The sequence below is a fragment of the Stenotrophomonas sp. YJH_SMC_120 genome (genome assembly GCF_059368675.1).
In genome coordinates this window covers 43,557-66,110 of sequence record NZ_JCAFRY010000021.1, presented here as the reverse complement: position 1 = coordinate 66,110, position 22,554 = coordinate 43,557, and the positions used below count along the sequence as shown (strand labels likewise).

Sequence of the window (22,554 nt, the reverse complement as noted above, 5' to 3'; positions counted from 1 at the left end):
CCAGCGCAATTCCGTGCTGACCCAATGGCTGCACCACTACAACTGGCACCGCCCTCACATGGGGATCGGTGGCCAGCCACCTATTTCCAGAGTCCTGCTGAACAACGTGGTGGGTTTACACAACTAACAGTCGACTCTACCAAACGGAAGACCGCCGCTCCGGAACACGCCAAGCAATGCGACAATCGCGCTCCTTTCCTGCAGCAACGAGGCCCACATGGCCAAACTGACCCTGGCCAGCGTGGATGCGCTGCGTACCCGCTTTGCCGATGACGCCGCCTGCGATGCGGCACTGGCCGCCTTCGCCGACACCGCCGCACTGCGCACGCCGCTGCGTGAGCTGGTGGAGGCACAGCACCGCTACCTGCAGGCCGAATTCGAAGTGGCGCAGGTGGCCGATGTATTGCGCCGCGACCAGAAGTACGCGCCGGTGGGCCGACCGTCGGTGCACATCGTGCAACTGCGCAAGCAGCAGGCCGCGACCAAGCAGGCAGCGCTGATCGCACGCCAGGTGGTGGCGCAGGCCGCACAGACCTTCGTGCGCGTGAGCGGGCTGGCGGTGAAGGCCAAGCAGAGCCCGAGCGAAGCGTGCGTGGCATGGTTGGGCGCGTTGCGCTGAGGGATCGTGCGGACCAACGGTCCGCACCCACCAGATGCAGGTTGGCGTCTACCGGGTAGTGCCGGCCGCTGGCCGGCAACCCCATCAGCATCGGGCACCCCGCATGCAGCCGGCCAGCGGCCGGCTCTACCGGCACCCAAAAAGAAGGCCCGCTTTTCAGCGGGCCTTCTGCCTTCTCACGACGAGTGAGCGGGGTGCATCAAGCCGCCGGCTTTTCGCCGGTGGCTTCGGTGGTGATGCGGATCTTCACTTCATCGCTGACGTTCGGGGCATACGCGCCGACGCCGAAATCGCTGCGCTTCAGGGTGGTGGTGGCATCGAAGCCGGCGGCCGGAACCTTGGCCATCGGGTGCTCGCCGCCGCCGTTGACGGTCACGTCCAGGGTGACCGGCTTGGTGATGCCCTTGATGGTCAGGTCGCCGGTGACGGTCAGCTTGTTGGTGCCGGCCGCTTCCACCTTGGTGCTCTTGAAGGTGGCATCGGCGAACTTGGCGGCGTCGAAGAAGTCGGCGCTCTTCAGGTGCTCGTCGAACTTGGCGGTGAAGCTGTTCAGGCCGCTCAGCGGCAGCTTCACTTCCACGGTGGACTTGGTCACGTCTTCGGCGTTGTACACCAGGGTGCCTTCAACGTTGCCGAAGTGCGCGCTCGGATTCGAGAAGCCGAAGTGGCTCCACTGGGCCAGCACGTCGGTGTGGCTCGGGTCCAGCTTGTAGGTGCCCGAGGCGATCTTGATCGCTTCGGCGGCCGGCGCGGCAGCGGCGGCATCGGCGGCCGGGGTGGCGGCCTGCTCGGTGGTGGCCGGGGCGGCGGCATCGGCAGCCGGGGCAGCGGTGTCGGCCGGCTTGGAGCAGGCGGCGATGGCCAGGGTCAGGGCCAGCGGCAGCAGCAGTTTACGGGTGGCGCTCATCTCAGGAACTCTCCGGATCGTAGGGTGGGTACACGGTGCAGCAAGAGCCTGCCACGGGACAGCAGGCCCGAAACCGATACAGCGACTTACGCGATGCGCGCCGCTTCGTCGAACGACAGGCGCGGCAGACGCGGGAACAGGCCCGCCGGGTCACCGTAACCCAGGTTGACCAGGAAATTCGACTTGATCGAAGTGCCGGCGAAGAAGGCTTCGTCGACCTTGGCCGGGTCGAAGCCGGACATCGGGCCGGCATCCAGGCCCAGCGCGCGCGCGGCCAGGATCAGGTAGGCGCCCTGCAGGCTGCCGTTGCGGAGGGCGGCTTCGTGGCGGCCTTCCTGCGGGCCGTCGAACCAGGCCTTGGCATCGGTGTGCGGGAACAGGTACGGCAGCTTCTCGTGGAAATCCAGATCGAAGCCGATGATGGCGGTGACCGGAGCGGCCATGGTCTTGTCGTGGTTGCCTTCGGACAGGGCCGGGGCCAGCTTGGCCTTGGCTTCCTTCGAGGTGACGAACACGAAGCGGGCCGGCGTGGTGTTGGCGGCGGTCGGGCCCCACTTCACCAGGTCGTACAGTTCCTGCAGCAGGCTGGCCGGGACCGGCTTGTCGAGGAAGGCGTTCTGGGTGCGGGCAGTACGGAACAGCTGGTCGAGGGCAGCAGCGTCGAGCGCGTGGGACATCGGTGGATCTCCAGGGCGGCTAAGGGAAGTCAGTGCCCGCGGGCGGCGCGGGGCGAAACGACGAGCCGCAGTGTAGAGTGTCGCGACTGTTGCAACACCCAGCAGGGCTGAAACGAATTAATGCCAATGGTGAAACGATCGAGCGCGCCATGGACGGTCACTGACGGCCGTGCGGGCAATGTCCGCCAGGCGATCGCGCTGGCCTCGGCGCTGCGCCAGAGCACCCACCGACCGCTGGTCCTGCAGCCCCGCGCGCCTTGGCGCTGGCTATCGCCGCGGCGCCTGCCGGGTGATGTGAACGGCTATGGCGAGGCTTTCGCGTCATTGGCTGCCGAGGCCCCGGCGCTGGCGATCGGCTGTGGCCGCCAGGCCGCCGGCGCACTGCGCGTGCTGCGCGCACGTGGCAGCCAGGTGGTGCAGATCCTCGACCCGCGCATCGGCGCACGCCACTGGGATGTGGTGGTGGTGCCCGAACACGATGCCCTGCGTGGCAGCAACGTGCTGACCCTGCTCGGCAGCCTCAACCCGGTGGACGACGACTGGCTGGCCTGGGGCCGCGCCGCGTTCGCCGGCTTCAGTACCTTGCCCGGCCCGCGCACCGCGTTGCTTGTCGGTGGACCGACGCCGCTGGCGCCGTGGGATGAAACGGCGATGGTGGGCGTGTTCCAGGCGCTGGCCGAGCAGATCCGCAGCGAAGGCGGCAGCCTGCTGGCGACCACCTCGCGACGCACGCCGCCGGCGTTGGCCGAGATCCTGCGCGCGACGTTCGCCGACCTGCCGCACGTGATCTGGGGCGACGGCGGCGACGGTACGAATCCTTATGGCGGCCTGCTCGGCTGGGCCAACCGCGTGGTGGTCTCGCCCGATTCGGTGAACCTGCTCTCGGAGGCCTGCGCCACGCGCATGCCGGTGATGGTGGCGCTGGCCGATACCGCGCAGGGTCGGCTGGCGCGCTTCCAGCAGCAGCTGCGCGAGCGCGGGCGGCTGCAGGCGCATTGGCTGGACTGGCACTACGACCGCATCGAACCACTGCGCGAAACCGCGCGGGTGGCGGCGGAAGTGAAACAGCGCCTGGCATTGGGGTAGTGCCGGCCGCTGGCCGGCAATGCTCTACGCGCTACCGAAGATCCTGACGTTGCCGGCCAGCGGCCGGCACTACCGGGTGCGCAGCGTTTTCTGAACATTTCGATCCGACTGTGCGGTTAGAGTCCAGCGTCCCCCATCACGCTGAACGTCTTCATGCGCACCCTGCTCCTGCTGCCTCTGGCCCTGCTCGCTGCCTGCTCCACCACGCCCACCGAGCTGGATCCGATCTCGTATCAATGCCAGCAGCAGCTGGACGCGTACCGCGAACAGCCGGCGCTGCGCGATCCGAAGACTGGCCAGCGTCCGCCGCTGCCGGTGGCCCCGATCAGCGACGCCTGCGACAAGGAACTCCAGCGCAAGGGCCTGGACCGCCCGCTGCGCTGACCGGCGTATGATCGGCGCGCGGGCCTGCCCGCCGTTGAAGGTATCGACATGGATCGTTTCTCCCGCCTGCCCCGCGCCGCCCTGCTGATCGCCAGCCTGCTGGCGACCGCACCGGCATGGGCCAACAGCACCGAGTGCCGCGAACGCTACCCCAGCGTCGCCTCGCAGGCGGCGATGCTGGACGTGGCCTGGACCACCGCCGAGCGCCTGGATGCGCTGCCCGATGTGGACGTGGTGGTCGCCGCACGTGGCGGCCAGGATCTGAGCCGCTACGGCCTGCGCCACAGCCACCTGGCCTTCCTGCTGCGCGAGGACGATGGCCGCTGGCGCGCGATGCACCTGCTCAACCGCTGCAAGACCGACAGCTCGCAGCTGTACCACGAAGGGCTGGGCAACTTCGTCGGCGAGAGCGGCGGCCATACCGACCTGCGCATCGGCGTGCCGGCGGCGCCGCTGCGTTCTGCGTTGAAGGCGATGCTGGTGTCGCCCTCGATCCAGCCCAAGGCGCTGCACGAAACCAGGTACAACGTGGTCGCCTACCCGTTCGCGACCGACTACCAGAACTCCAACCAGTGGGTGCTGGAAGTGCTGGCGGCGGCGATGGCGCAGGCCGAAGGCGCGCCGGCCATCGTCAAGCGCGAACAGGCACAGCAGTGGCTGCGCCAGCAGAAGTACCAGCCCAGCGTGCTGCATATCGGCCTGGGCAAGCGCGTGGGTGCACGCCTGTTCATTGCAAACGCCACCACCACCGACCACCCCGCCGGCGAACGCATTTCCGGCAACTATTCGGTGGTGACAGTGGAATCGGTATTCGACTTCCTGCACCAGCGCAGCCAGCTGCAGCAGGAACTGGTGATCCCCCATGTGCCGGTGGCCGGTGCTGCTGCCGCTACACCCTGAATCCCGCGAGGAGAACGACATGCGTCCGCTGCCTGTTTCCCTGATGTCGATGGTGATCATTGCCGGCCTGCTCGGCGCGAACACCGCCCATGCCGAACGCCGCATCATCATCCTGCAGGACCCGGGCCCGCAGGGGCCGAGCCTGGAAATGTCCGCGCCCCTGGTGGCTTCCGCGCGCGCCGCCGCTGCCAAGGAAGCCCGGGATGCCGGGCTGCCGCCCGGCCACGGCGCATCGGTGAAGCTGCCGCAGATGCAGGTGAGCGCCATCGCCACCACCGTCGACGGCCGCCGCGAAGTGCTGCTGCGCGATGCCAACAACCCGCAGAACACCGCGTCGATGCAGTGGCCGAAGCGCCCCGGCGATCCCGCCGTGCAGTTCACCGTGGGGCAGACCGTGAACTTCGAGCCGACCGGCACCGACCAGGGCTGGCAGGTGAAGGACAACCAGGGCCGCCCGCTGGAATACCTGCCCGAGGCCACCGGCCCGCGCGACATTTTCGATACCCGGCGCTGAGCCGCCGCCCCCACGTTGACCAGGAGGTCTCCATGTTCCGTTGCCTGCGCATTCCCCCGTCCGCCCTGCTGCTCTCGGCGCTGCTGGCGCCCACTGTCCATGCTGGCGCCGCGCCGCAGTTGAACAGCAGCGAGGCCAGCGTGATCGTGACGTCGTTCGTGGTGCTGTCGTTGCCACTGGCGGCCTCGATGGGCTTGTCAGAACTGTCCAAGGCGCCGTTCAAGGCCAGCGAACGCAACGGCCGGGCCACGCGCACCAAGGCAGTGCCGCTGCCGCCGATGGAGGTGAAGAAGGTGGAGACCACGCCGGAGGGCGAGCGCCAGGTACAGCTGCAGGTGCCGGACAAGGCCGACCAGACCGCCACCCTGCGCTGGCCGGCGCACGTGCACGAAGACCAGGCGGCAGGCTTCGTGGTCGGCCAGCAGGTGCACTTCGACCCCACCGAAGCCGGTGCCGGCTGGACCGTGAAAAGCGCGCAGGGCCAGGCACTGGCTTACGTGCCCACCGCCTACGCCGCTGGCGACGTGATGAGCGAAGCGCTGTAAAGCTGAACGACCGGTTTTGGCTTTGCCGCGGGCCGGGCGGATAATGGGCGATCCCCTTTGTCCCCCTGGCTCGCCATGTCCGTGCGTCCTGCCCCTGTGTTTGCCCCGCTGACCGCCCGCGCCCTGGTGCTGGCGGTACTGGCGATGGGCGCGGTGGTGCTGCTGTCCAACGTACTGGTGCAGTACCCGATCAACGATTGGCTGACCTGGGGTGCCTTCAGCTATCCGGTCGCGTTCCTGGTCAGCAACCTGATCAACCGCCGCTTCGGCCCGGGCCCGGCGCGCCGCGTGGCATGGATCGGCTTCCTGGTGGCGGTGGTGTTGTCGGTGTGGGTGGCCACGCCGCGCATCGCCATTGCCTCGTGCTCGGCCTTCATCGTGGCGCAGCTGCTGGACATCACCATGTTCGACCGCCTGCGTCGTGGCAGCTGGTGGCGCGCACCGATGGTGGCCACCACCTGCAGCGCGACGGTGGATACCACCATTTTCTGGTCGATCGCGTTTGCCGGTTCCGCCCTGCCGTGGGTGAGCTGGGCAGCGGGCGACCTGGCGGTGAAGCTGGCGATCGGCGTCTGCCTGCTGGCCCCGTTCCGCGCGTTGTTATGGAAGATGGCGCCGCTGCGGGCCACCAGCTGACCGCACATGCTCTGGTGGGTGCCGACCTTGGTTGGCACGCCCTGCAGAACTCATCGCTGCCGACAGATTGTGCCGACCAGCGGTCGGCACCTACCAGAAGCGGGCATCGCAGGGCCATTGATTCGGTAGTCGCCAACCTTGGTTGGCGCTTGGCATTCATGCCAACCAAGGTTGGCATCTACCAACGGCGGGCCATCGCAGGGCCATTGATCCGGTGGGTGCCGACCAACGGTCCGCACCCACTCAAAGCTGTTGCAGCATTTGCCCCCGCTCAGGCGAACGGCAACTCCGCGGCTCTGCACGCTGCCGTAATCGCGGCACACGCCTCTTCAATCGCAGGCGTGGTCGGCGCCAACCGCGGGCGCCGATCCAGCGTGCAGGCCAGGCCCACGTCCAGCAGCGTGGCATGTGCCCCGTGCAGTGCCTGCGCGGTGGCATCCGGCAGGAAACCGACAACCGCCAGCGCATCGATCAACGACGGCGTATCGCGAGGCTGCAGCAGCGCCGCATGCTGCGCACTGCGTGCCAGCACGCCGGTCTGCAGCAGGAACTCCAGGTCCACCACGCCGCCAGCACCCTGCTTCAGGTCCAGCCGTGCGGCATCGCTGCGGTCCAGCTCGGTGCGCATGCGGCCGCGCATCTTCAGCACGTCGGCATACAGCACACCCATGTCGCGCTCACGCCCAAGCGTCTGTGCACGCACCTGCTCAAAGTCGGCCAGCAGGCTGGCATCGCCGGCCACGCCGCGTGCGCGCACCAGCGCCTGGTGTTCCCAAGTCCATGCGCGTTCGCGCTGGTATTCGGTGTAACTGGCCAGCGAAGACACCAGCGAACCCTTGCCACCATCCGGGCGCAGGCGCACGTCGATGTCGTACAGGCGCCCGGCAGCCGTGACTGCGCCAAGCAACGCCATCACCTTCTGCGCCAGGCGTGCATACCAGCGGCCCGGCTCCAGCGGGCGCGCGCCATCACTGGCATCCACGCCGGCCGGGTTGTCATGCAGGAATACCAGGTCCAGATCGGAACCGAAGCCCAGTTCAAGCCCACCCAGGCTGCCGTAGCCGATGATCGCGAAACGTCCGCCGGGAATCCCGCCGTGTGCGGCGTGCATGTCCGCTTCGGCCATCGCCAGCACGGTGACCACCACCGCCTGCGCCAGTTCGGCCAGTTGCCGGGTGCTGTCCACCGCGCCCTGGCGGCCATCCAGCGTAGCCATCGCCATGCGGAAGCTGAGCGCCAGCCGCGTTTCGTTGAGCCAGCGCAGCGCGGATTCGGGATCCTCCACCGCCAACACCTGCTGGCACTCGGCCAGCATGCCGGCGGCATCCGGCATCGGCCCGGACACGCGTACGTCCAGCAGTTCGTCCAACAGCAGCGGATACGCCGCCAGGCGCTCGGCCAGCAGCGCGCTGCGCGCCAGCACATCCACCAGCCGCGCCAGCGCACTGGGCTGCTCGTCCAGCAGCGCGAGATAGCTGGTCCGGCGCAGCACCGCCTGCAGCAGGCCAAGCACACGCTTGAGCGCGGCGTCGGGTTGTGGCGAGCGCGTGGCCGCATGCAGCAGTGCCGGCAGCACGCGATCCAGCCGCGCACGCGCCGCATCGGACAAGGACTTCACGCCGGTGCCCTGGGCGAAATCACGCAGCGACTGGTCGGCGCCGTTGGCATCGAGGAAGCCGGCTTCGGCCAGCAGCGGTGCATTGCTGCCTTCCGGCAGGCTGCGCCAGTAATTGGCCAGCGCGTCGGGCGCGGCCTGGCCCTTGCGCGGCGCCAGCAGCGCGGCGAATTCAGTACTGACGCGCTGCTGCTGTTCGGCCAACGCCGCGCGCAGCACGTTCCAGTCCGCATAGCCGAGGCCGACGGCAATGCGTTCGCGGTCCAGCGCGTCGCTGGGCAGTACGTGGGTCTGCGCGTCGCGCAGCATCTGCAAGCGGTTCTCCAGCCGGCGCAGGAACAGGTAAGCCTCGCGCAGTGCGGCGCCATCCTCGGGCGCGATCTGTCCGGCGGCGACCAGTGCATCCAGCGCCACCAGCAGGCGACGCTCGCGCAGTGCCGGTTCACGGCCACCGCGGATCAGCTGCAACGCCTGGCACAGGAATTCGATTTCGCGGATGCCACCGGCGCCACGCTTGATGTCCTCGTGCAACTCGCGGCGCGCGACCTCGGCGGTGATCGCTGCCTTCATTTCGCGCAGGCCATCGAGCGCGGTGAAATCGAGGTAGCGGCGGTACACGAACGGGCGCAGGGTCTGCAGCCACGCTTCACCGGCGGCGATGTCGCCGGCCACCGCGCGCGCCTTCAGCCACGCGTAGCGTTCCCAGTCGCGGCCCTCGCGCTGGAAATACTGGTCCATCGCCGCGAACGACAGCGCGACGCGGCCGGCGCTGCCGAACGGGCGCAGGCGCAGGTCGACACGGTGGCTGAAGCCATCGACGGTGGTTTCGTCCAGCAGCTTGGCCAGGCGCTGGCCGAGGCGGGCGAAATACTCTTCGGCGGCCAGCGCGCGCGCGCCGTCGGATTCGCCGCCGTGCGGGTAGGCGTAGACCAGGTCCACATCGGAACTGAAGTTGAGCTCGCCGCCGCCGAGCTTGCCGAGGCCGAACACCACCAGCTGCTGTGGGGTGCCTTCGCCATCGCGGACCACGCCGTGGCGTTGGGCGAATTCCTGCTGCAGGGCGTCCAGTGCCAGCCGCAGGCAGTCTTCGGCCAGGGTGGTGGCGCCGGCGAGGGTCTGCGGCACGTCGTCGAGGCCGGCCAGGTCGCGCCAGATCAGCCGCGTGGACATGGCGGTGCGCCAGCGCCGCAGCTGTGCCGGCCAGTCGCTGGGCTGTAGCGGATCGAGCACCGGCGCCGGGATCGGCGGGCAACCGGGCGCGGCCAGCTGCGCCAGCAGCGCCGGTTGCCGCACCAGGGTGTCCAGCGCGAAGTCACTGGTCACCGCCAGCCGGGTCAGCAACGGCAGCAGGTCGGCCGGGATGGGCTCGGGCAGGACCTGGGCCAGGCGCGCCAGGGCGCGGTCGACAAGAGGCTGCAGGGAGGCGGGCAGATCAGCGGGGGCGAGGGTCATGGGCTGATTGTATCGACCCGGTCGGGACGCAACGGACCCGGTAGTGCCGGCCGCTGGCCGGCAACCCCGGTAACCTTCGGCAGCATCATCGGATCTGCCGGCCAGCGGCCGGCACTACCAAGTCAACGGATCTGCCGGCCAGTGGCCGGCATTACCAACAATGGAGGCCGCGTATTCATACTGGGCGACAGGCAATAAAAAAGCCCGCTTGCAGCGAACTGCCAGCGGGCTCTGCTCCCTCCCCCACGTCGGGATGCAGGGCCATCGTGCGGGCTGCGAAAGCACTTTGCACGCTGCACTGCAAAACAAAACCGGCGGGTATGGGTGAGCCCTCCGGGGAAAAGCCATTCCACGAAGGTAGAACCCCCCGTACGGATGAGGATGGCCGATAATCGGAATTCCCCCCAGCAACACGTGTCGTCATGTCTGTTGATCGCATCGCCAACGCGCGTCTCCGTGACCGCGTGGTCTCCGCAGAGGCCGCAGCCGCGCTGATCCAGCCCGGTGAAACCGTGGCCATGAGCGGCTTTACCGGCTCCGGGTATCCCAAGGCCGTTCCCGTGGAACTGGCCCGCCGCATCGAAGCGGTGCATGCCCAGGGCCAGCCCTTCCAGATCAGCCTGATGACCGGCGCCTCCACCGCGCCGGAACTCGATGGCGCGCTGGCCAAGGCTGATGGCATCGCCATGCGCATGCCGTTCCAGAGCGACCCGGATGCGCGCAACCGCATCAACGAGGGCAAGCTGGATTACATCGACATCCACCTCAGCCACGTTGCCCAGCACGTGTGGTTCGGCTTCTACGGCGAGATCGATACTGCGGTGATCGAAGTCTCGGCCATCCGCGAAGATGGCTCGCTGGTGCCCTCCACCTCGGTCGGCAACAACAAGACCTGGCTGGACCTGGCGAAGAAGGTGATCGTCGAGGTCAACGAATGGCAGCCGGCTGGCGTCGACGGCATGCATGACATCTACTACGGCACCGCGCTGCCGCCGCACCGCAAGCCGATTCCGCTGGTGAACGCCAACGACCGCATCGGCGATACCGCGCTGCGCTGCGACCCGGACAAGATCGTGGCCGTGGTGCGTACCAACGGCCCGGACCGCAACAGCCCGTTCAGCCCGATCGATGCGACCAGCGAACAGATCGCCTCGCACCTGATCGAGTTCCTCAAGCACGAGGTGAAGAAGGGCCGCCTGCCGCCGAACCTGCTGCCGCTGCAGTCGGGCGTGGGCAATATTCCCAATGCGGTCCTGGCCGGCCTGGCCAAGAGTGGTTTCCGCGACCTGGCCGCGTTCACCGAAGTGATCCAGGACGGCATGCTCGACCTGCTGCGCGACGGCGTGCTGAGCTATGCCTCGTGCACGGGTTTTGCGCTGAGCCCGCAGGCCAACGAGACGTTCAAGGAAAACATCGATTTCTACCGCGAGCGCATCATCATGCGCACGCAGGAAATCTCCAACCATCCGGAACTGGTGCGCCGCCTGGGCTGCATCGGCATGAACGGCATGATCGAGGTGGACATCTATGGCAACGTCAATTCGACGCACGTGATGGGCACGCGGATCATGAACGGCATTGGCGGTTCGGGTGACTTTGCCCGCAACGGTTTCCTGTCGGCGTTCCTCAGCCCATCCACCGCCAAGAACGGCACCATCTCGGCGATCGTGCCGATGGCCAGCCATGTCGATCACACCGAGCACGACGTGTCGGTGATCGTCACCGAACAGGGCCTGGCCGATCTGCGTGGGCTGACCCCGCGCAAGCGCGCGCAGGTGCTGATCGACAACTGCGCGCACCCGGATTTCCGCCCGCAGCTGCAGGACTACTTCGACCGTGCCAGCCGCGAAAGCTACGGCAAGCACACCCCGCACCTGCTGCCGGAAGCGCTGTCGTGGCACCAGCGCTGGCTGGATACCGGAACGATGAAGGGCTGAGGCCCGCGTCTGTAGAGTCGAGCCATGCTCGACTCTCCTTCCCTGTGCAGCCGAGCATGGCTCGGCTTCACGGCAAGCCGTTTACCCGCGCAGCGCCGCCAGCGATTCCGCCTGCAGCCGCTCGTAGATCTCGAACTCGTCATTCACCGCCACGCCCAGCGCCTGCTCGAAGGCCTCGCGGTTGGCGTGTGCGGCATAGGCGCGCTGTTCTTCACCGCCCAGGTTCGACTGGAAGATGCCTGCGGCGCTGACCGGCAGGAAATCCTCATAGACAATCGGATCGGCCGTCGCCAGGCCCGCGGCCACCAGCACTTCAGCCGGCAGATCCGCCACGCGCTCGGGCGCGGCACGGCCGGCGTCGGTCAGCTGGTAGCGGTAATAGCCCAGCCCTTCCTGGCGCAACGTGTCATGGTCATCCGGGAAGCTGGCGAACACCGCCTGCAGGCGCTGGCCGTAGTCGCCGCCGGTGCTGCCTTCGCCACCGGCATCGCGTGCCTGCGACAGCAGCTGGTCGTACAGCGCGCGGCCCTTCGGGGTCAGCGCAAGGCCGCGCTGTTCGATCTCGCCGAAGCGCGCGGTATGCGTGCCGGCATCGCCACCTTCCGCGTCCGGGAAATGCACTGCCTCTTCCAGCGCCTTGAAGCTGGTCTGGCGCAGCAGGATCGGGCAGGCGCGGCGCGGCGGGCCTTCGATCACCGCCTTGGCCGCCATGCCGTGTTCGATCATCGCCGCCTGCGCAGCGTCGATGTCCAGCGTGCGCGGGGTCAGGTGATTGATGTGCGGGCCGCGGAAACTGACCACGTCGGCCACCAGCCGATGCGCGTTGTGCAGCGCGTGGTAGGTCGGCAGGTCGACCGTGGCATCGCCGTGCCAACGGAAGGTTTCCAGTGCTTGCTCGACGAAGCGCTCGGCATCGGCCTGCGCCAGGCCACCGTCACGCTCGGCCTGGTCGATCAGCGCCAGCGCGCCCTCGGTGAAGATACGGCGGCGCGCAAGGATCTTCGCCGATTCGGCACGCAGCGCTGCGTCTTCGATCAGCTCCAGACGCAGCAGCGAGGTGAACACGCGGAACGGATTCTGCGCCAGCGCGAGGCCGGTGAGCGGGCGGAACGCGGTGGAATGCACCGGCACGCCCGCGACCGACAGGTCGTAGTAGCCGACCGGGTACATGCCCATCACGGCGAACAGGCGGCGCAGCGTCGCCAGCTCCTGCGCGGTGCCGACGCGGATCGCGCCATGGCGCTCTTCGTCCAGGCGCGCACGCTCGTCGTTGCGCTGCAGCTGCGCGGCCAGCGCCGGATCCTGCTCCAGCACCTGCGCGTTGATCCGCTCCACCAGTTCCACCAGCGTGCCGTACAGCGGCACTTCGGTGCGGTACATGCGGGACATGGCCTGTGCGAACAGGCGGCGGATCACATCAGGCGAAACCAAAGAGGCGCTCATCAGTCACTCGATTACGGGAACGGGGGAACAGCTCGGACCCGTATTGTCGCCGGAGCGCGCGGTGGCGGCGATATGCAGAGCAACATGAAACAAACCGGTAGTGCCGGCCGCTGGCCGGCAATCTCCGGATGCCTGGAAGGGTGCAATTGCCGGCCAGCGGCCGGCACTACCGCTTGAGCTGGCGCTTCAGGGTGGCATCCAGGGTGATCGGACGGTCCCAGTGCTGGTAACTGGCCACGATGGCGTGGCGCACGGCACGGTAATGCAGGTTGTCCGGCCTGGTGGGCATCCGCTTTACCACCACTTCCCAGCCGCCGTCCGGGTCCTGGCTGAAGGCGCGCACGCTGTCGCGGCAGGTCTGGCCACTGGCCTTGGCCCAGAAGCAGGCGAAATAGATATCCCCGGCCTGCCAGCCATGAGTGGTGAACAGCGCGCTGATGTAGCCACGGGGCACGTCGGCATAGCGCGATACCTCATCGAGAAAGGCATCCGGGTAGCGTTCGGCGTAATGGTTGATGTCCTGCAGCTGGGCATCAACCCAGCTGTCGCCGGTTGCCACCTCATACGCAGCCGAACGCTCGGCGGTCTGCTGGGCCAGCACGGTGGCCGGCGCCAGCAGCAGGGACAACAGCAACACGCGCAGTCGGTAATTCATGCCCCGATTCTGCCGCAGCCGCCGGGCCCTGTCAGGCCGCCGCAGCGGCCTTGGCTTCGATCGCCGCCAGTGCGGCCGGCCAGTCGTGGGCGGTATCGGCGGTGACCATGCGAGGTTCATCGTCGGCCACGCCGTGCTGGGTCTCGTGGGCCCAGGTCACCGCGTACGGGGTATGCACGCCCCAGCCACCCAGGGTAACCACCGGCTCGATGTCCGAACGCAGCGAGTTGCCGACCATCACGAAGCGCTGCATCGGCAGGTCGAATTCGGCCAGCACGCGGGCGTAGGTTTGCGGGTCCTTCTCCGAGACGATCTCGATGCGCGGGAACAGCTCGCCCAGGTTGGCGACCTTGATCTTCGCTTCCTGGTGGAACAGGTCGCCCTTGGTGATCAGCACCACCGGGTAGTGCTCGGCGATGGCCGCCACGGCTTCGCGCACACCGTCGATCAGCTCGACCGGGTGGCGCAGGGTGTCGTGGCCGATATCGAGGATGCGCTGGATGTCCTTCGCTTCGATGCGCTGGCCGGTGATGTCGATGGCCGCTTCGATCATCGACAGGGTCATGCTCTTCACGCCGTAGCCGAAGGTGCCCAGGTGGCGCTGCTGCACTTCCAGCAGGTGGCGCGCGGTCTGGGTGTCATGCACGTCGACGTAGCGCGACAGCAGGTCAAGGTAATCCTGCTCGGCCTTGCGGTAGTAGTCCTCGCTCTTCCACAGCGTATCGTCACCGTCAAAACCGACCAGGCCGATGGCGCGCGACGGCGCAGGCGTGGAGGTGTTCATCGGCCAAGGATACAGGGGTGGCGATGACGAAAAAAACCCGGGCGGCCGAAGCCGCCCGGGTTCCCATACGCCCCGATACAGGTCTTACCTGCCCTGCGCACCCTGCGCTGCGCCGCCGGCGCCGGCCTGCTGGGCGGCCACATAGGCCTTGTACTCATCGGCGCTCAGCTCGCCGTCCTTGTTGGTGTCAGCCTGGTCGAACACCTGGGCCAGGCCCGCGTTCACCTGCGCCTCGGTCTTGCTGATGGTGCCGTTGCCATCGGTATCGATGCTGGCCCAGGTCTGGCCACCGCCGTTGGCCTGCGCCGATGCGGCTGCGGCAGCGTTGGTCGCCTGGTCGGCGGCCTGGCCGGCCTGTGCAGCCGCCTGCTGGGCCTGCGCGGCCTCGTTCTGCGCATGCGCCGCCTGCTGCTTGGCCGACTGGGCCATCGCCGGAATGGCCAGCACGCTGCCAGCGGCGACGATCAGGGCGATCAGGGGCTTGCGGTTGCGAATAGTCATCAGGGGTGTCTCCTGCCAATTGGGTGGTGTTGCGCGGCGTGTTGTCTCCGCACGGCACCTACCCTGCCACCCCGTTTCTGAATCGATTTTGCCCCGCGACCCGCGTCAACACGCACCATTAACCACTCGCCCCCGCGCATGCATTAGCACGGTGGTTAGCAGCAAGTGAGCAGCTCATAAGATGCGCATTCAGCGCTGCCGGATTTAACCGGCAACCAACGAAAAACCTGCGTCAGTCGACGGTTTTTTCCGATGACCGCGAACTGAACAACACCCAGCCGAGCGCAACACCGGCGAGCGCACCGGCGATTTCCAGCACCACGCGGCTGCCGAGTTCGTTCGGATCGTGGATGGTTGCCAGGAACAGGCGCGCGTACAGCGGCGACTCCAGCCGCACGATGCCCATGTAGAACAGCTTCCATGCATCGATGCCGGCGGAGATGATCACGGCGATGACACAGGACCACCCGATCGCGTGACCCGCTGTCCAGTGCAGGAGCCGGCACAGCTGCGACCACAGGGAGTACACCAGCAGCCCGACCAGCAGGGCGATGGCGCCGGCTTCCAGGGTACCGAGCAGGCCGAAGTGCAGAGGAAGGTTCATCGGGTGGGCAGGGATGAAGAGGCGGCCAGTGTAAGGGATCTGCCCCGGACCCAATCCGGTAGCCACAGTAGATCCACGCCATGCGTGGATGAATCTCCATCGAGATCGAATATCGCGACGATTGAACAAGAAGCAGCCGACGAACAAAGAGCAGCCGAGTATGGGCTCGGCTCTACAACGGACCGCGCGGGAAACTGTCAGAGGCTGGGCGGTGCCGGAGTGCGGGGTGTCAGCCGCATGGATGCGGCTGCCAAGCCTCCATGGACGGATTTACGGCGTCCCCGCACTCCGGCACCGCCCAGCCAACCCACGGAACGCACGCTGTTGCTGTTGCGTCTGATGTTGCCGGCCAGCGGCCGGCACTACCGCGGGTGCAGGGCGCAGCCCTGCCGATACCACCTAAAGCACTGGCACGTCGTACGCGGTGCCGGGATCCGGTTCGGGCTGCAGAGTGTAATGCCACCACTCCTGCGGATAGTTGACGAAGCCACGGCGCGCCATCGCCTGCACCAGCTGCTGGCGGTTCGCCTGCTGCACAGTGCTCAACCCGCTCGTCCGGGTATGCGCGCGCGGGCCGAAGAAATCGAAGTCGGTGCCCATGTCCAGCGGCGTGCAGGCGCCAGTGCGGCAATCCAGCAGGCCAAGATCAACCGTGGCGCCACGACTATGGCTAGAGCGCTCGGCGATGTAGCCGTCGGCCAGCAGCCGTGGCTTGTCCAGGTCCGGGTACTGCTGTGCCTTGCGCGAGAGTTCGCGCGGATCGTTCACCCAGGCCATGAAGGCCTGCACCGAGCGCACCGGCCGGTAGCAGTCGTAGAGGCGCAGGCCAAAGCCCTGCGCGCGCAGATCCTGTTCTACCTGCGCCAGCGCTTTCGCCACGGGCGCCAGCAGGTAGCAGGATGGCGCCTCATAGCCGGGCACGCGCGCGCCGGTGAAGTTGTTGGCATTGGCGTATCGGATGTCCATGTCGATGCCTGGCGACAACGTGCGGATCTCCACCAATCCGGCGCTGGCCGCATCGGTGGCCGGCGAAACGCGCGGTGGCTCAGCGGCGTTGGCGGTCGCCGCCAGAGCAGTCGCCAGTACGAGTGAAATGCAGGTCCTGGAAGTCATAGCTGAAGTCGATGTCAGGATCGATGGCGCGCAGGTCCAGTGTCGGCGCCGGGCCTTGGCCCGGCTGCAGCCACGCCTGCGCCTCCTCACCCAGCGTATCCCAGCGCAGCAGCCAGCGCCCCTGCAGTTGCAGCACCGTGGCCTGCAGCCTGGGCGACTTGTCCACGCTGAAGCGCAGGCCATCCTTGCCCGGGCACAGCGAAGCCGGGCCCAGCCAGGGGTCGGAGTAGCGGCCCTGCCAATGCGGCAGGTCATTGCCGCGTGCCGGCTGTGCGGCGGTGGTCGCTGGCCGTTGATGGCCAGATGCTGACTGCGCTGCCCGGTCAGCCTTCAGTTCGGCCAGGTACTCCATCGCAGGGCGCGCATCGTCTGGTGCGGTGAAGCGCTTGAGCGTGGCCTGCATCAGCGCCGTGCGTGCATCCTCGCCTTCGCCGTTGATCAGCATCACCACGCCGACCCTGCGGTCAGGAAGCAATGCCAGCGACGAGTACATGCCCGACAACGTGCCGGTATGCGCCACCTTCCACTGCCCGTCCATGTCCGACACCCGCCAGCCATATCCATAACCGTAGAAATGCGCGTTGTCCCAGCGCCTCTGGCGTTCACCCAACGGCATCGGCATGTGCAGGGTCCACAGCGTGCGCCGCTGCTCGCTGTCCAGCCAGTCCGGCACCAGCGCGGGATCGAGCAGCACCTGCATCCAGCGTGTCATGTCGCGCAGCGAACAACGGATGCCTCCCGCCGCCATCGAGGGCAGGTCCGGGCTGATCGCAGCATCGGCGTTCACCACCTCGTTGCGCTCACCACGCCAGGCATGCGGCTGTGCCACGTTGCCCACGCGTTTCACCGACCACGCACCCACCTGGCAGCGCGTCATGCCCAGTGGTTCGAACACCTGCTCGCGCATCAGCTGGTCATACGGCTTGCCACCCGCTGCCGCCGCCACTTCGCCGGCCACCACATACATCAGGTTGTCGTAGGCATAGTGGCTGCGGAAGCTGCTGACCGGTTTCAGGTGCGCCAGCCCCGCGATGATGTCGGCACGGGTGAACGCGTTCGGCTCCGGCCACAGCATCAGGTCACCGGCGCCCAGGCCAAGGCCACTGTTGTGGATCAGCAGGTCGCGCACCTGCATCTGCTCGCCCACCCACGCATCGTGCATGCGGAAGCCCGGCAGGTGCCGCTGCACCGGATCATCCCAGCGCAGCGTGCCCTGCTGCACCAGCCGCGCCAGCAGCGCGGCGGTCATCGCCTTGCTGTTGGAGGCGATCTTGAACAGCGTGTCCTCGTCAATGCGGCCGCCATCGCCACGCGCGCCCTCGGCGTGGCGATAGACCACCTGCCCGTTGTCGACCACCGCCATGGCCAGCCCGGGCAGATGCTCGGCCCGGACCACGGTCGCGATGTCGGCCTCGATGGCTGGACTGTCGACCGACGAAGCGGACGGTGCGGCCAGTGCCGCCGCGAGGATCAGCAGGTGGTGCATGCGGGTAGCCCCTCCATTGCCCGCGCCGTCACGGTGGACGGCGCGGATCGTGGCCTCAGAAGTTCCAGGTCACCACCAGCTGGGTGTAGCGCGGTGCCTGCCAGCGCGTACCGGTAGCGAACGTCGCCTCGCGATACTGGCCGGGCTGCGCCTCGTAGCGCTGGTGCACGTTGATGGTCTTCTGGTTGTTGAACAGGTTGTACACCGACAACCGGGCGCTGAGGTCGATGCCCTCCACCGGCAGGCGCCAGGTCACGTTGGCGCCCATGGTCCAGGTCCACGGCAGGCGACCAAACGCGCCGCGCGGGCTGTACTCGAACTGGCGCTGGTTGTACGGGCCCGAACAGTTGGCCACGCACAGCCAACCGGTGCCACCACCACTGCCTTCACTGGACGTGCTGCCACCGGCGATGGAGTCGTTCGGCCACATCACGCCGTAGGCGGTGATCGGGCCACCGGACTGCACCTGCAGCGTGGTGCCGAACGACCACTGCTTGTTCAGCGCATACGCGGCACGCAGCTTGAACTGATGGCGGAAATCGTTGAACAGAACACCATAGCGTTCATTGGTGGCCGGGTGGTCCCAGAACTGCACCATGCCGGTGTCGCCGTAGTTGGTATCGGAATTTACCGGGCCTTCGAAGTTGCCCTCGCTCTTCGACCACAGGTAGGACGCGTTGAACATCCACTTCTCGTCCCAGGCGCGGTCGATCTGGAACTCCAGCGCCTTGTAGGTGCGCTTGGGCTTGGAGTAACCGATCACCTCGCCACTGCCGCCCTTTCGATAGCCGCTGTTGGCGGTGTCGATGGTGATCCAGCCTTCGTTGGCGCAACCGATGCTCTTGTCGCCCCAGATCGTCAGGCTCTCGCCCGGGTTGGCGATCGGCCACAGCGTGCTGGGGGTCGGGCCGCACGGGGTGTAGTTGATGCGGATGTCATCCAGTGCGCGGGTCATGCGCCGGTAGGTGGCATTGACGCCCCACGACCAGGCCTGGTTGATCATGTTCTGGAAGCCCAGGATGTATTCGTCCTGGTAGACCGCCTTCAGGTCGCGGTCCACGCTCTGGCGCAGGTCGGCACCGCCGGTGTTCATGCGGGTGTCGGTCGGCCCGATCTGCTGGCCGACGATCGGTGCCATGTACGGCGAACCGGTCGGCGAGGTTTTCTGCTCCCAGCCGTTCAGCACGTAATAGCTGTATTCGTCGGTCAGGCCACCGGCGAAGTTCACGTTGATGTTGTTGGTGACCGGCAGGTAGTAACGGCCGGCGTTGCCGAACAGCTTGGTGCTGCCATCACCGCGCATGTCCCACGAGAAGCCGACGCGTGGCGCGATCAGGTCGTCCATCTTGATGAACGCCTTGCCGGCGGCGGTGCGGTTCTCGAAGCGGTCCCAGCGCACGCCGAGGTTCAGCATCAGGTTCGGGGTGATGTTCCAGATGTCTTCCAGATAGAAGGCATTGGCCTCGGTCTCGAAGGTGCCGCCGGAGCGGCGGTTGCGAGCGCGCAGCATCTCGGTGACGCCAGCCGGTACGTAGGCGTTTGCGCCATCCCACACTTCATCGCCGGGGCGCGCCACGTAGGCGGTGTAGCTCAGCTCGGTCGGCCCTGGATAACGGGTGGACTGCTTGGTGGTCATCAGTTCGCGGTCGACACCGAAGCGCAGCAGGTGATCACCGAGCTGCCATTCGAAATCCAGGCGCGCGACATCGCGGGTGTCATCGCGCTCGGCCACCGCCGCGCCGGTCGGGTGGCAGCCCGCGCGCAGCCCCTGCAGCTTGCCCAGCCGCGGGCCGTAGGTGCTGTCGGTGAACACCGGGCTGCAGGCCTGGTCCAGCGACGAATTGGTGAAGGCACGCTGCTTGTTCTGGCCGACCATGGCGCGCGCGGTGAAATTCTGGCCGAAGTGGCCGGTGTAGGTGGCCGACCAGTTGCGGCCGCCGGTCTCGGTGACCGAGTCGCCGCCCCAGGAACCGATCCGGTCCGCATTCCAGTTGTAGCCGTACGACGCGTTGGTGACATCGCCCTCGTCGGAGAACGCCAGCAGCGCCAGGCTGTGGTTGTCGTTGATGTTCCAGTCCAGCTTGGTGCCCCAGAAGCCGTTGCCGGAGTCGTTCTTGAACCAGGTACTGCCATCTGACGAGGTGTTGTGGCCCTTGTCGCTGCGGTCCTCGTACATCGCGAACAGGAACAGCTTGTCCTTGACGATCGGCCCCGAGCCCCAGACGTTGGTCTTCAGGAACGAGTTGTTGTCGCGGCTTCCGTAGGAATGCGGGGTGCCATCGCGGTGGAAATGATCGCCGCCACTGGCGCGCCACGCACTGGGCTCGGCGGTGACTTCAACGCCGCCTTCGAACTCGTTGCTGCCCGAACGGGTCACTGCATTGATCACGCCACCGGTGGAGCGGCCGAACTCGACCGAGTAGCCACCGGTCTTGACCTGGAATTCCTTGAAGAAGGCGAACGGCGCGGTGCTGAAGCCACGACGGGTATACATGTCGGTGACATTCAGGCCGTTGATGAAGACCGCATTCTCGGCCACCGATGAACCGGCGAACGACAGGCCTCCGAATGACGAGTTGCCGCCGACCACGCCCGGCGCCATCAGCGCGACCGCGGACAGGTCCTGCGCCACCGGCAGCCGCGAGATCTCCTGGCGGTTGATGTTGAACGAGGTTTCGGTGGAGTACACATCCACGCGGTTGACCACGCGGGTGCCAACCACCTGCAGTGCATCCAGGTTGGTGACACCGCCGCCGCTGCCCAGGTTGACCGTGGTGGTACCGCCGACGGCAACGCTCACCGATACCTGGTCGCCCAGCTTCTGGCCATCGCGGCTGAGCTGCAGCTGGTAGTCGCCCACCGGCAGCTGGCCGAGGCGGTAGCTGCCATCGGCGCCTACGGTGACGGTACGGGTCAGGCCGGTGCTGCTGCTGACCACGGTCACCTGGTCACCGGCGGTTGCACGGCCGGCGACTGCACCGCTCACGTTCTGTGCCATCGCGATGCCGGGCAGCACTACGCCCAGACACGCCCCGAGGGCGACGCACAACGCCGCCCGCTTGATGCTGTAAGCCTTCATCCCCTGCTCTCTCCTGCAAGAATTGAATGGTGTGGAATGCGATGTGTCGCGCTAGCGTTGCCTGGCTGGCAGTACCCGCCACTGGAAGTCGTAGGTCCATTGGTCGAAGTACAGGTTGCCGCCTGCCCACTCGGCCTCGCCGCGCTGCGAGTCGACCGTTTCCGAGCGGAAGTGCTGCTTGGCCGGCACCAAGGGCTGGCCGAAATCGTCGTTGAAAGCAATGCGGTAGCCGTCGAGGCCACCCAGATAGAAATCGCGCAGGGCCGGCACATCGCTGGCAAGCGCGCCGGTGGTCACGTCCATCGGCAACCAGCCGTATGGCGCCAGGTAGACCTGTCCCCAGTCATGCAGGTTGTTGTAGCCGCTGCCATCGTCGGAGAACACCATGCCCGACTGCCAGCGTGCAGGAATGCCGTTCATGCGCAGCAGCGCGATCAGCAGCAGGGTCTGCTGCCCGCAATCCGCATGGCCGGCGCGCAGCGCGTAATCGCTGATGTTGCTGAGCGTCGAGTATTCGCGCGCACCGGCCCATGGAATGCGGTCCACGGCGGCAAACAGCTTGCGCACCACTTCATAGGGGCGCGTCTCGCCCTGCAGCACCTGGTCGGAGAACAGCTTCAGCGCCGGGGTGAAGCGCACATGCGGCAGCTGCTCGGCCAGATAGGGCTTCAATGCGGGATCATTCGGGGTGGCCAGCACCTTCGCGGGATCGATCGCGGTGTGTCGCGCGAAGACCGTTACCGCATAGCGTATCTCGAACCGGGTCGGCTTGCCGGCTACGGCCTTGGCTTCCAGGTAGGCGGTGCGCTGCAGGGTACTGGCCGGTGCCACCCGTGCCTTGCCCGGGGCGCTGCCCAGCCACTGCACCTGTTCCTGCTGGCCCGGGATCTCGCGCGGGTATGGAATCCAGGCGCGTACGGTTTCACCCGCCGGGACGGCATCGGCTTTCACCGTGAGCGACTGGGTGAACTCAATGCGCTGCGGCAGTACGGACGCCTGGCCACTCTGTTCGGCTGCGGCAAGCACGCGCGCGTGGTGCGCGTTGAGCACTTCGTTCGGGCCCGGCGGTGACATCGGTGCATCCGCGCGGCGGCGTGCGCGTGCTTCGTCACTGAGCAGGAACAGGTTCGACGGTGCGCGCTTGAAATACCAACGCGTGCCATCGATATCCAGATGCTCGATCAGGCCGAGCTGGTCCCAGCGCGCGAATTCCTCGTCGGTCAGGTCCGGAATCCAGCGACGCACGGCAGACTTGGCGGCGGATTCATCGAGGGAAAAATCCAAGCGGATGCGGCGCATGCGCTCACGCTGGAACGTGCCTTCGGCAGCATCGCTCCCGGTCGCCAGCAGCGCATCGGCGTCGCTGAAGCGGCCGCTGTCGATCAGGTCGATCACCTGCGTTTCGCGCGCACGCTGCTGGCTGCTGCGCCCGTCTGCCGCCTGCGTGGCCGACGCCCACAGCAGCAGCGCGGCACACAGGCCGGCAGCAGCAGGCAGACGCGGTTTGCGAACGGCAGGATCCACAGCGACACTTCCCCAGCGCGGGTGGTAACGGCTGTGTAACACGGGCCGGGATGCCGGTCAATAATTTATTCTTGCTTTCGATGCCAAAAGGAA

At 67.0% G+C, this 22,554-nt stretch carries 21 protein-coding genes; 9 read left to right on the top strand and 12 right to left on the bottom strand.

Annotation, left to right across the window (positions count from 1 at the left end):
• Both AC5P60_RS18580 and AC5P60_RS18575 read left to right on the top strand, forming a co-directional pair.
• Positions 1 to 127 (top strand): integrase core domain-containing protein (locus AC5P60_RS18580; protein WP_146257439.1); only part of this gene is annotated, 127 nt, incomplete at its 5' end.
• Positions 128 to 217: 90 nt separating this feature from the next.
• Positions 218 to 619, top strand: a complete 402-nt coding sequence (locus tag AC5P60_RS18575) for a hypothetical protein (protein ID WP_049397243.1) — start codon at positions 218 to 220, stop codon at positions 617 to 619.
• A gap of 199 nt (positions 620 to 818) precedes the next feature.
• Here the strand turns inward: AC5P60_RS18575 and AC5P60_RS18570 are convergent, their stop codons facing one another.
• Together AC5P60_RS18570 and AC5P60_RS18565 are read right to left on the bottom strand one after the other, a co-directional pair.
• Positions 819 to 1,526, bottom strand: coding sequence for a YceI family protein (locus tag AC5P60_RS18570; RefSeq protein ID WP_005415047.1), 708 nt, complete (start codon positions 1,524 to 1,526; stop codon positions 819 to 821).
• 86 nt (positions 1,527 to 1,612) lie between these two features.
• Positions 1,613 to 2,203 (bottom strand): malonic semialdehyde reductase, encoded by a 591-nt coding sequence (locus AC5P60_RS18565; protein ID WP_005407836.1) that lies wholly within the window; start codon positions 2,201 to 2,203, stop codon positions 1,613 to 1,615.
• Positions 2,204 to 2,329: 126 nt separating this feature from the next.
• On the opposite strand from AC5P60_RS18565, the gene AC5P60_RS18560 reads away from it, so the two are divergent.
• From AC5P60_RS18560 to AC5P60_RS18535, 6 genes are all read left to right on the top strand, one after another.
• On the top strand, positions 2,330 to 3,289 hold the full coding sequence (locus AC5P60_RS18560) for a mitochondrial fission ELM1 family protein (protein WP_483693817.1): 960 nt from the start codon (positions 2,330 to 2,332) through the stop codon (positions 3,287 to 3,289).
• Positions 3,290 to 3,442: 153 nt separating this feature from the next.
• Positions 3,443 to 3,673, top strand: coding sequence for a hypothetical protein (locus AC5P60_RS18555; protein WP_005407834.1), 231 nt, complete (start codon positions 3,443 to 3,445; stop codon positions 3,671 to 3,673).
• 48 nt (positions 3,674 to 3,721) lie between these two features.
• Entirely contained in the window at positions 3,722 to 4,573 is an 852-nt protein-coding gene (locus AC5P60_RS18550; protein WP_483693818.1) for a DUF2145 domain-containing protein, read from the top strand.
• Between the two features lie 19 nt (positions 4,574 to 4,592).
• Positions 4,593 to 5,087 (top strand): hypothetical protein, encoded by a 495-nt coding sequence (locus AC5P60_RS18545; protein ID WP_005407832.1) that lies wholly within the window; start codon positions 4,593 to 4,595, stop codon positions 5,085 to 5,087.
• Between the two features lie 32 nt (positions 5,088 to 5,119).
• Positions 5,120 to 5,632 carry a hypothetical protein gene (locus AC5P60_RS18540; RefSeq protein ID WP_049403714.1) on the top strand — a complete coding sequence of 171 codons (513 nt, stop codon included), beginning with the start codon at positions 5,120 to 5,122 and terminating at the stop codon, positions 5,630 to 5,632.
• A 75-nt stretch (positions 5,633 to 5,707) separates the two neighbouring features.
• Positions 5,708 to 6,268 (top strand): queuosine precursor transporter, encoded by a 561-nt coding sequence (locus tag AC5P60_RS18535; RefSeq protein ID WP_483693819.1) that lies wholly within the window; start codon positions 5,708 to 5,710, stop codon positions 6,266 to 6,268.
• Between the two features lie 271 nt (positions 6,269 to 6,539).
• Here the strand turns inward: AC5P60_RS18535 and glnE are convergent, their stop codons facing one another.
• Entirely contained in the window at positions 6,540 to 9,335 is a 2,796-nt protein-coding gene (gene glnE / locus AC5P60_RS18530) for a bifunctional [glutamate--ammonia ligase]-adenylyl-L-tyrosine phosphorylase/[glutamate--ammonia-ligase] adenylyltransferase (RefSeq protein WP_049403716.1), read from the bottom strand.
• Positions 9,336 to 9,757: 422 nt separating this feature from the next.
• On the opposite strand from glnE, the gene scpC reads away from it, so the two are divergent.
• The gene (gene scpC / locus AC5P60_RS18525; protein WP_012509864.1) at positions 9,758 to 11,272 is read left to right on the top strand and encodes a succinyl-CoA:acetate CoA-transferase ScpC; all 1,515 of its coding nucleotides are present in this window, start codon (positions 9,758 to 9,760) and stop codon (positions 11,270 to 11,272) included.
• Between the two features lie 81 nt (positions 11,273 to 11,353).
• On the opposite strand, the gene hglS is transcribed toward scpC, so the two are convergent.
• The 9 genes from hglS to AC5P60_RS18480 form a co-directional block, all read right to left on the bottom strand.
• A complete protein-coding gene (hglS, locus tag AC5P60_RS18520) occupies positions 11,354 to 12,715 on the bottom strand; it encodes a 2-oxoadipate dioxygenase/decarboxylase HglS (protein ID WP_483693820.1) in 1,362 nt (453 codons plus the stop codon).
• A 166-nt stretch (positions 12,716 to 12,881) separates the two neighbouring features.
• Positions 12,882 to 13,370: a hypothetical protein gene (locus AC5P60_RS18515; RefSeq protein WP_184014264.1), complete on the bottom strand. Its 489-nt coding sequence runs from the start codon at positions 13,368 to 13,370 to the stop codon at positions 12,882 to 12,884.
• A 31-nt stretch (positions 13,371 to 13,401) separates the two neighbouring features.
• Complete coding sequence (locus tag AC5P60_RS18510; protein WP_033833656.1) at positions 13,402 to 14,154, bottom strand: HAD family hydrolase; 753 nt, start codon at positions 14,152 to 14,154, stop codon at positions 13,402 to 13,404.
• A gap of 84 nt (positions 14,155 to 14,238) precedes the next feature.
• Positions 14,239 to 14,655, bottom strand: a complete 417-nt coding sequence (locus tag AC5P60_RS18505; protein WP_005407824.1) for an EF-hand domain-containing protein — start codon at positions 14,653 to 14,655, stop codon at positions 14,239 to 14,241.
• A gap of 232 nt (positions 14,656 to 14,887) precedes the next feature.
• Complete coding sequence (locus AC5P60_RS18500) at positions 14,888 to 15,259, bottom strand: hypothetical protein (protein WP_049403718.1); 372 nt, start codon at positions 15,257 to 15,259, stop codon at positions 14,888 to 14,890.
• Positions 15,260 to 15,658: 399 nt separating this feature from the next.
• Positions 15,659 to 16,372: a M15 family metallopeptidase gene (locus AC5P60_RS18495; RefSeq protein WP_483693824.1), complete on the bottom strand. Its 714-nt coding sequence runs from the start codon at positions 16,370 to 16,372 to the stop codon at positions 15,659 to 15,661.
• Complete coding sequence (locus AC5P60_RS18490) at positions 16,305 to 17,858, bottom strand: serine hydrolase domain-containing protein (RefSeq protein WP_483693825.1); 1,554 nt, start codon at positions 17,856 to 17,858, stop codon at positions 16,305 to 16,307. The genes AC5P60_RS18495 and AC5P60_RS18490 overlap by 68 nt, the downstream gene beginning before the upstream one ends.
• A 55-nt stretch (positions 17,859 to 17,913) precedes the next feature.
• Positions 17,914 to 20,937 (bottom strand): TonB-dependent receptor, encoded by a 3,024-nt coding sequence (locus AC5P60_RS18485; RefSeq protein WP_012478953.1) that lies wholly within the window; start codon positions 20,935 to 20,937, stop codon positions 17,914 to 17,916.
• A 51-nt stretch (positions 20,938 to 20,988) separates the two neighbouring features.
• Positions 20,989 to 22,461: a transglutaminase-like domain-containing protein gene (locus tag AC5P60_RS18480; protein ID WP_483693826.1), complete on the bottom strand. Its 1,473-nt coding sequence runs from the start codon at positions 22,459 to 22,461 to the stop codon at positions 20,989 to 20,991.
• Positions 22,462 to 22,554: the final 93 nt, after the last annotated feature.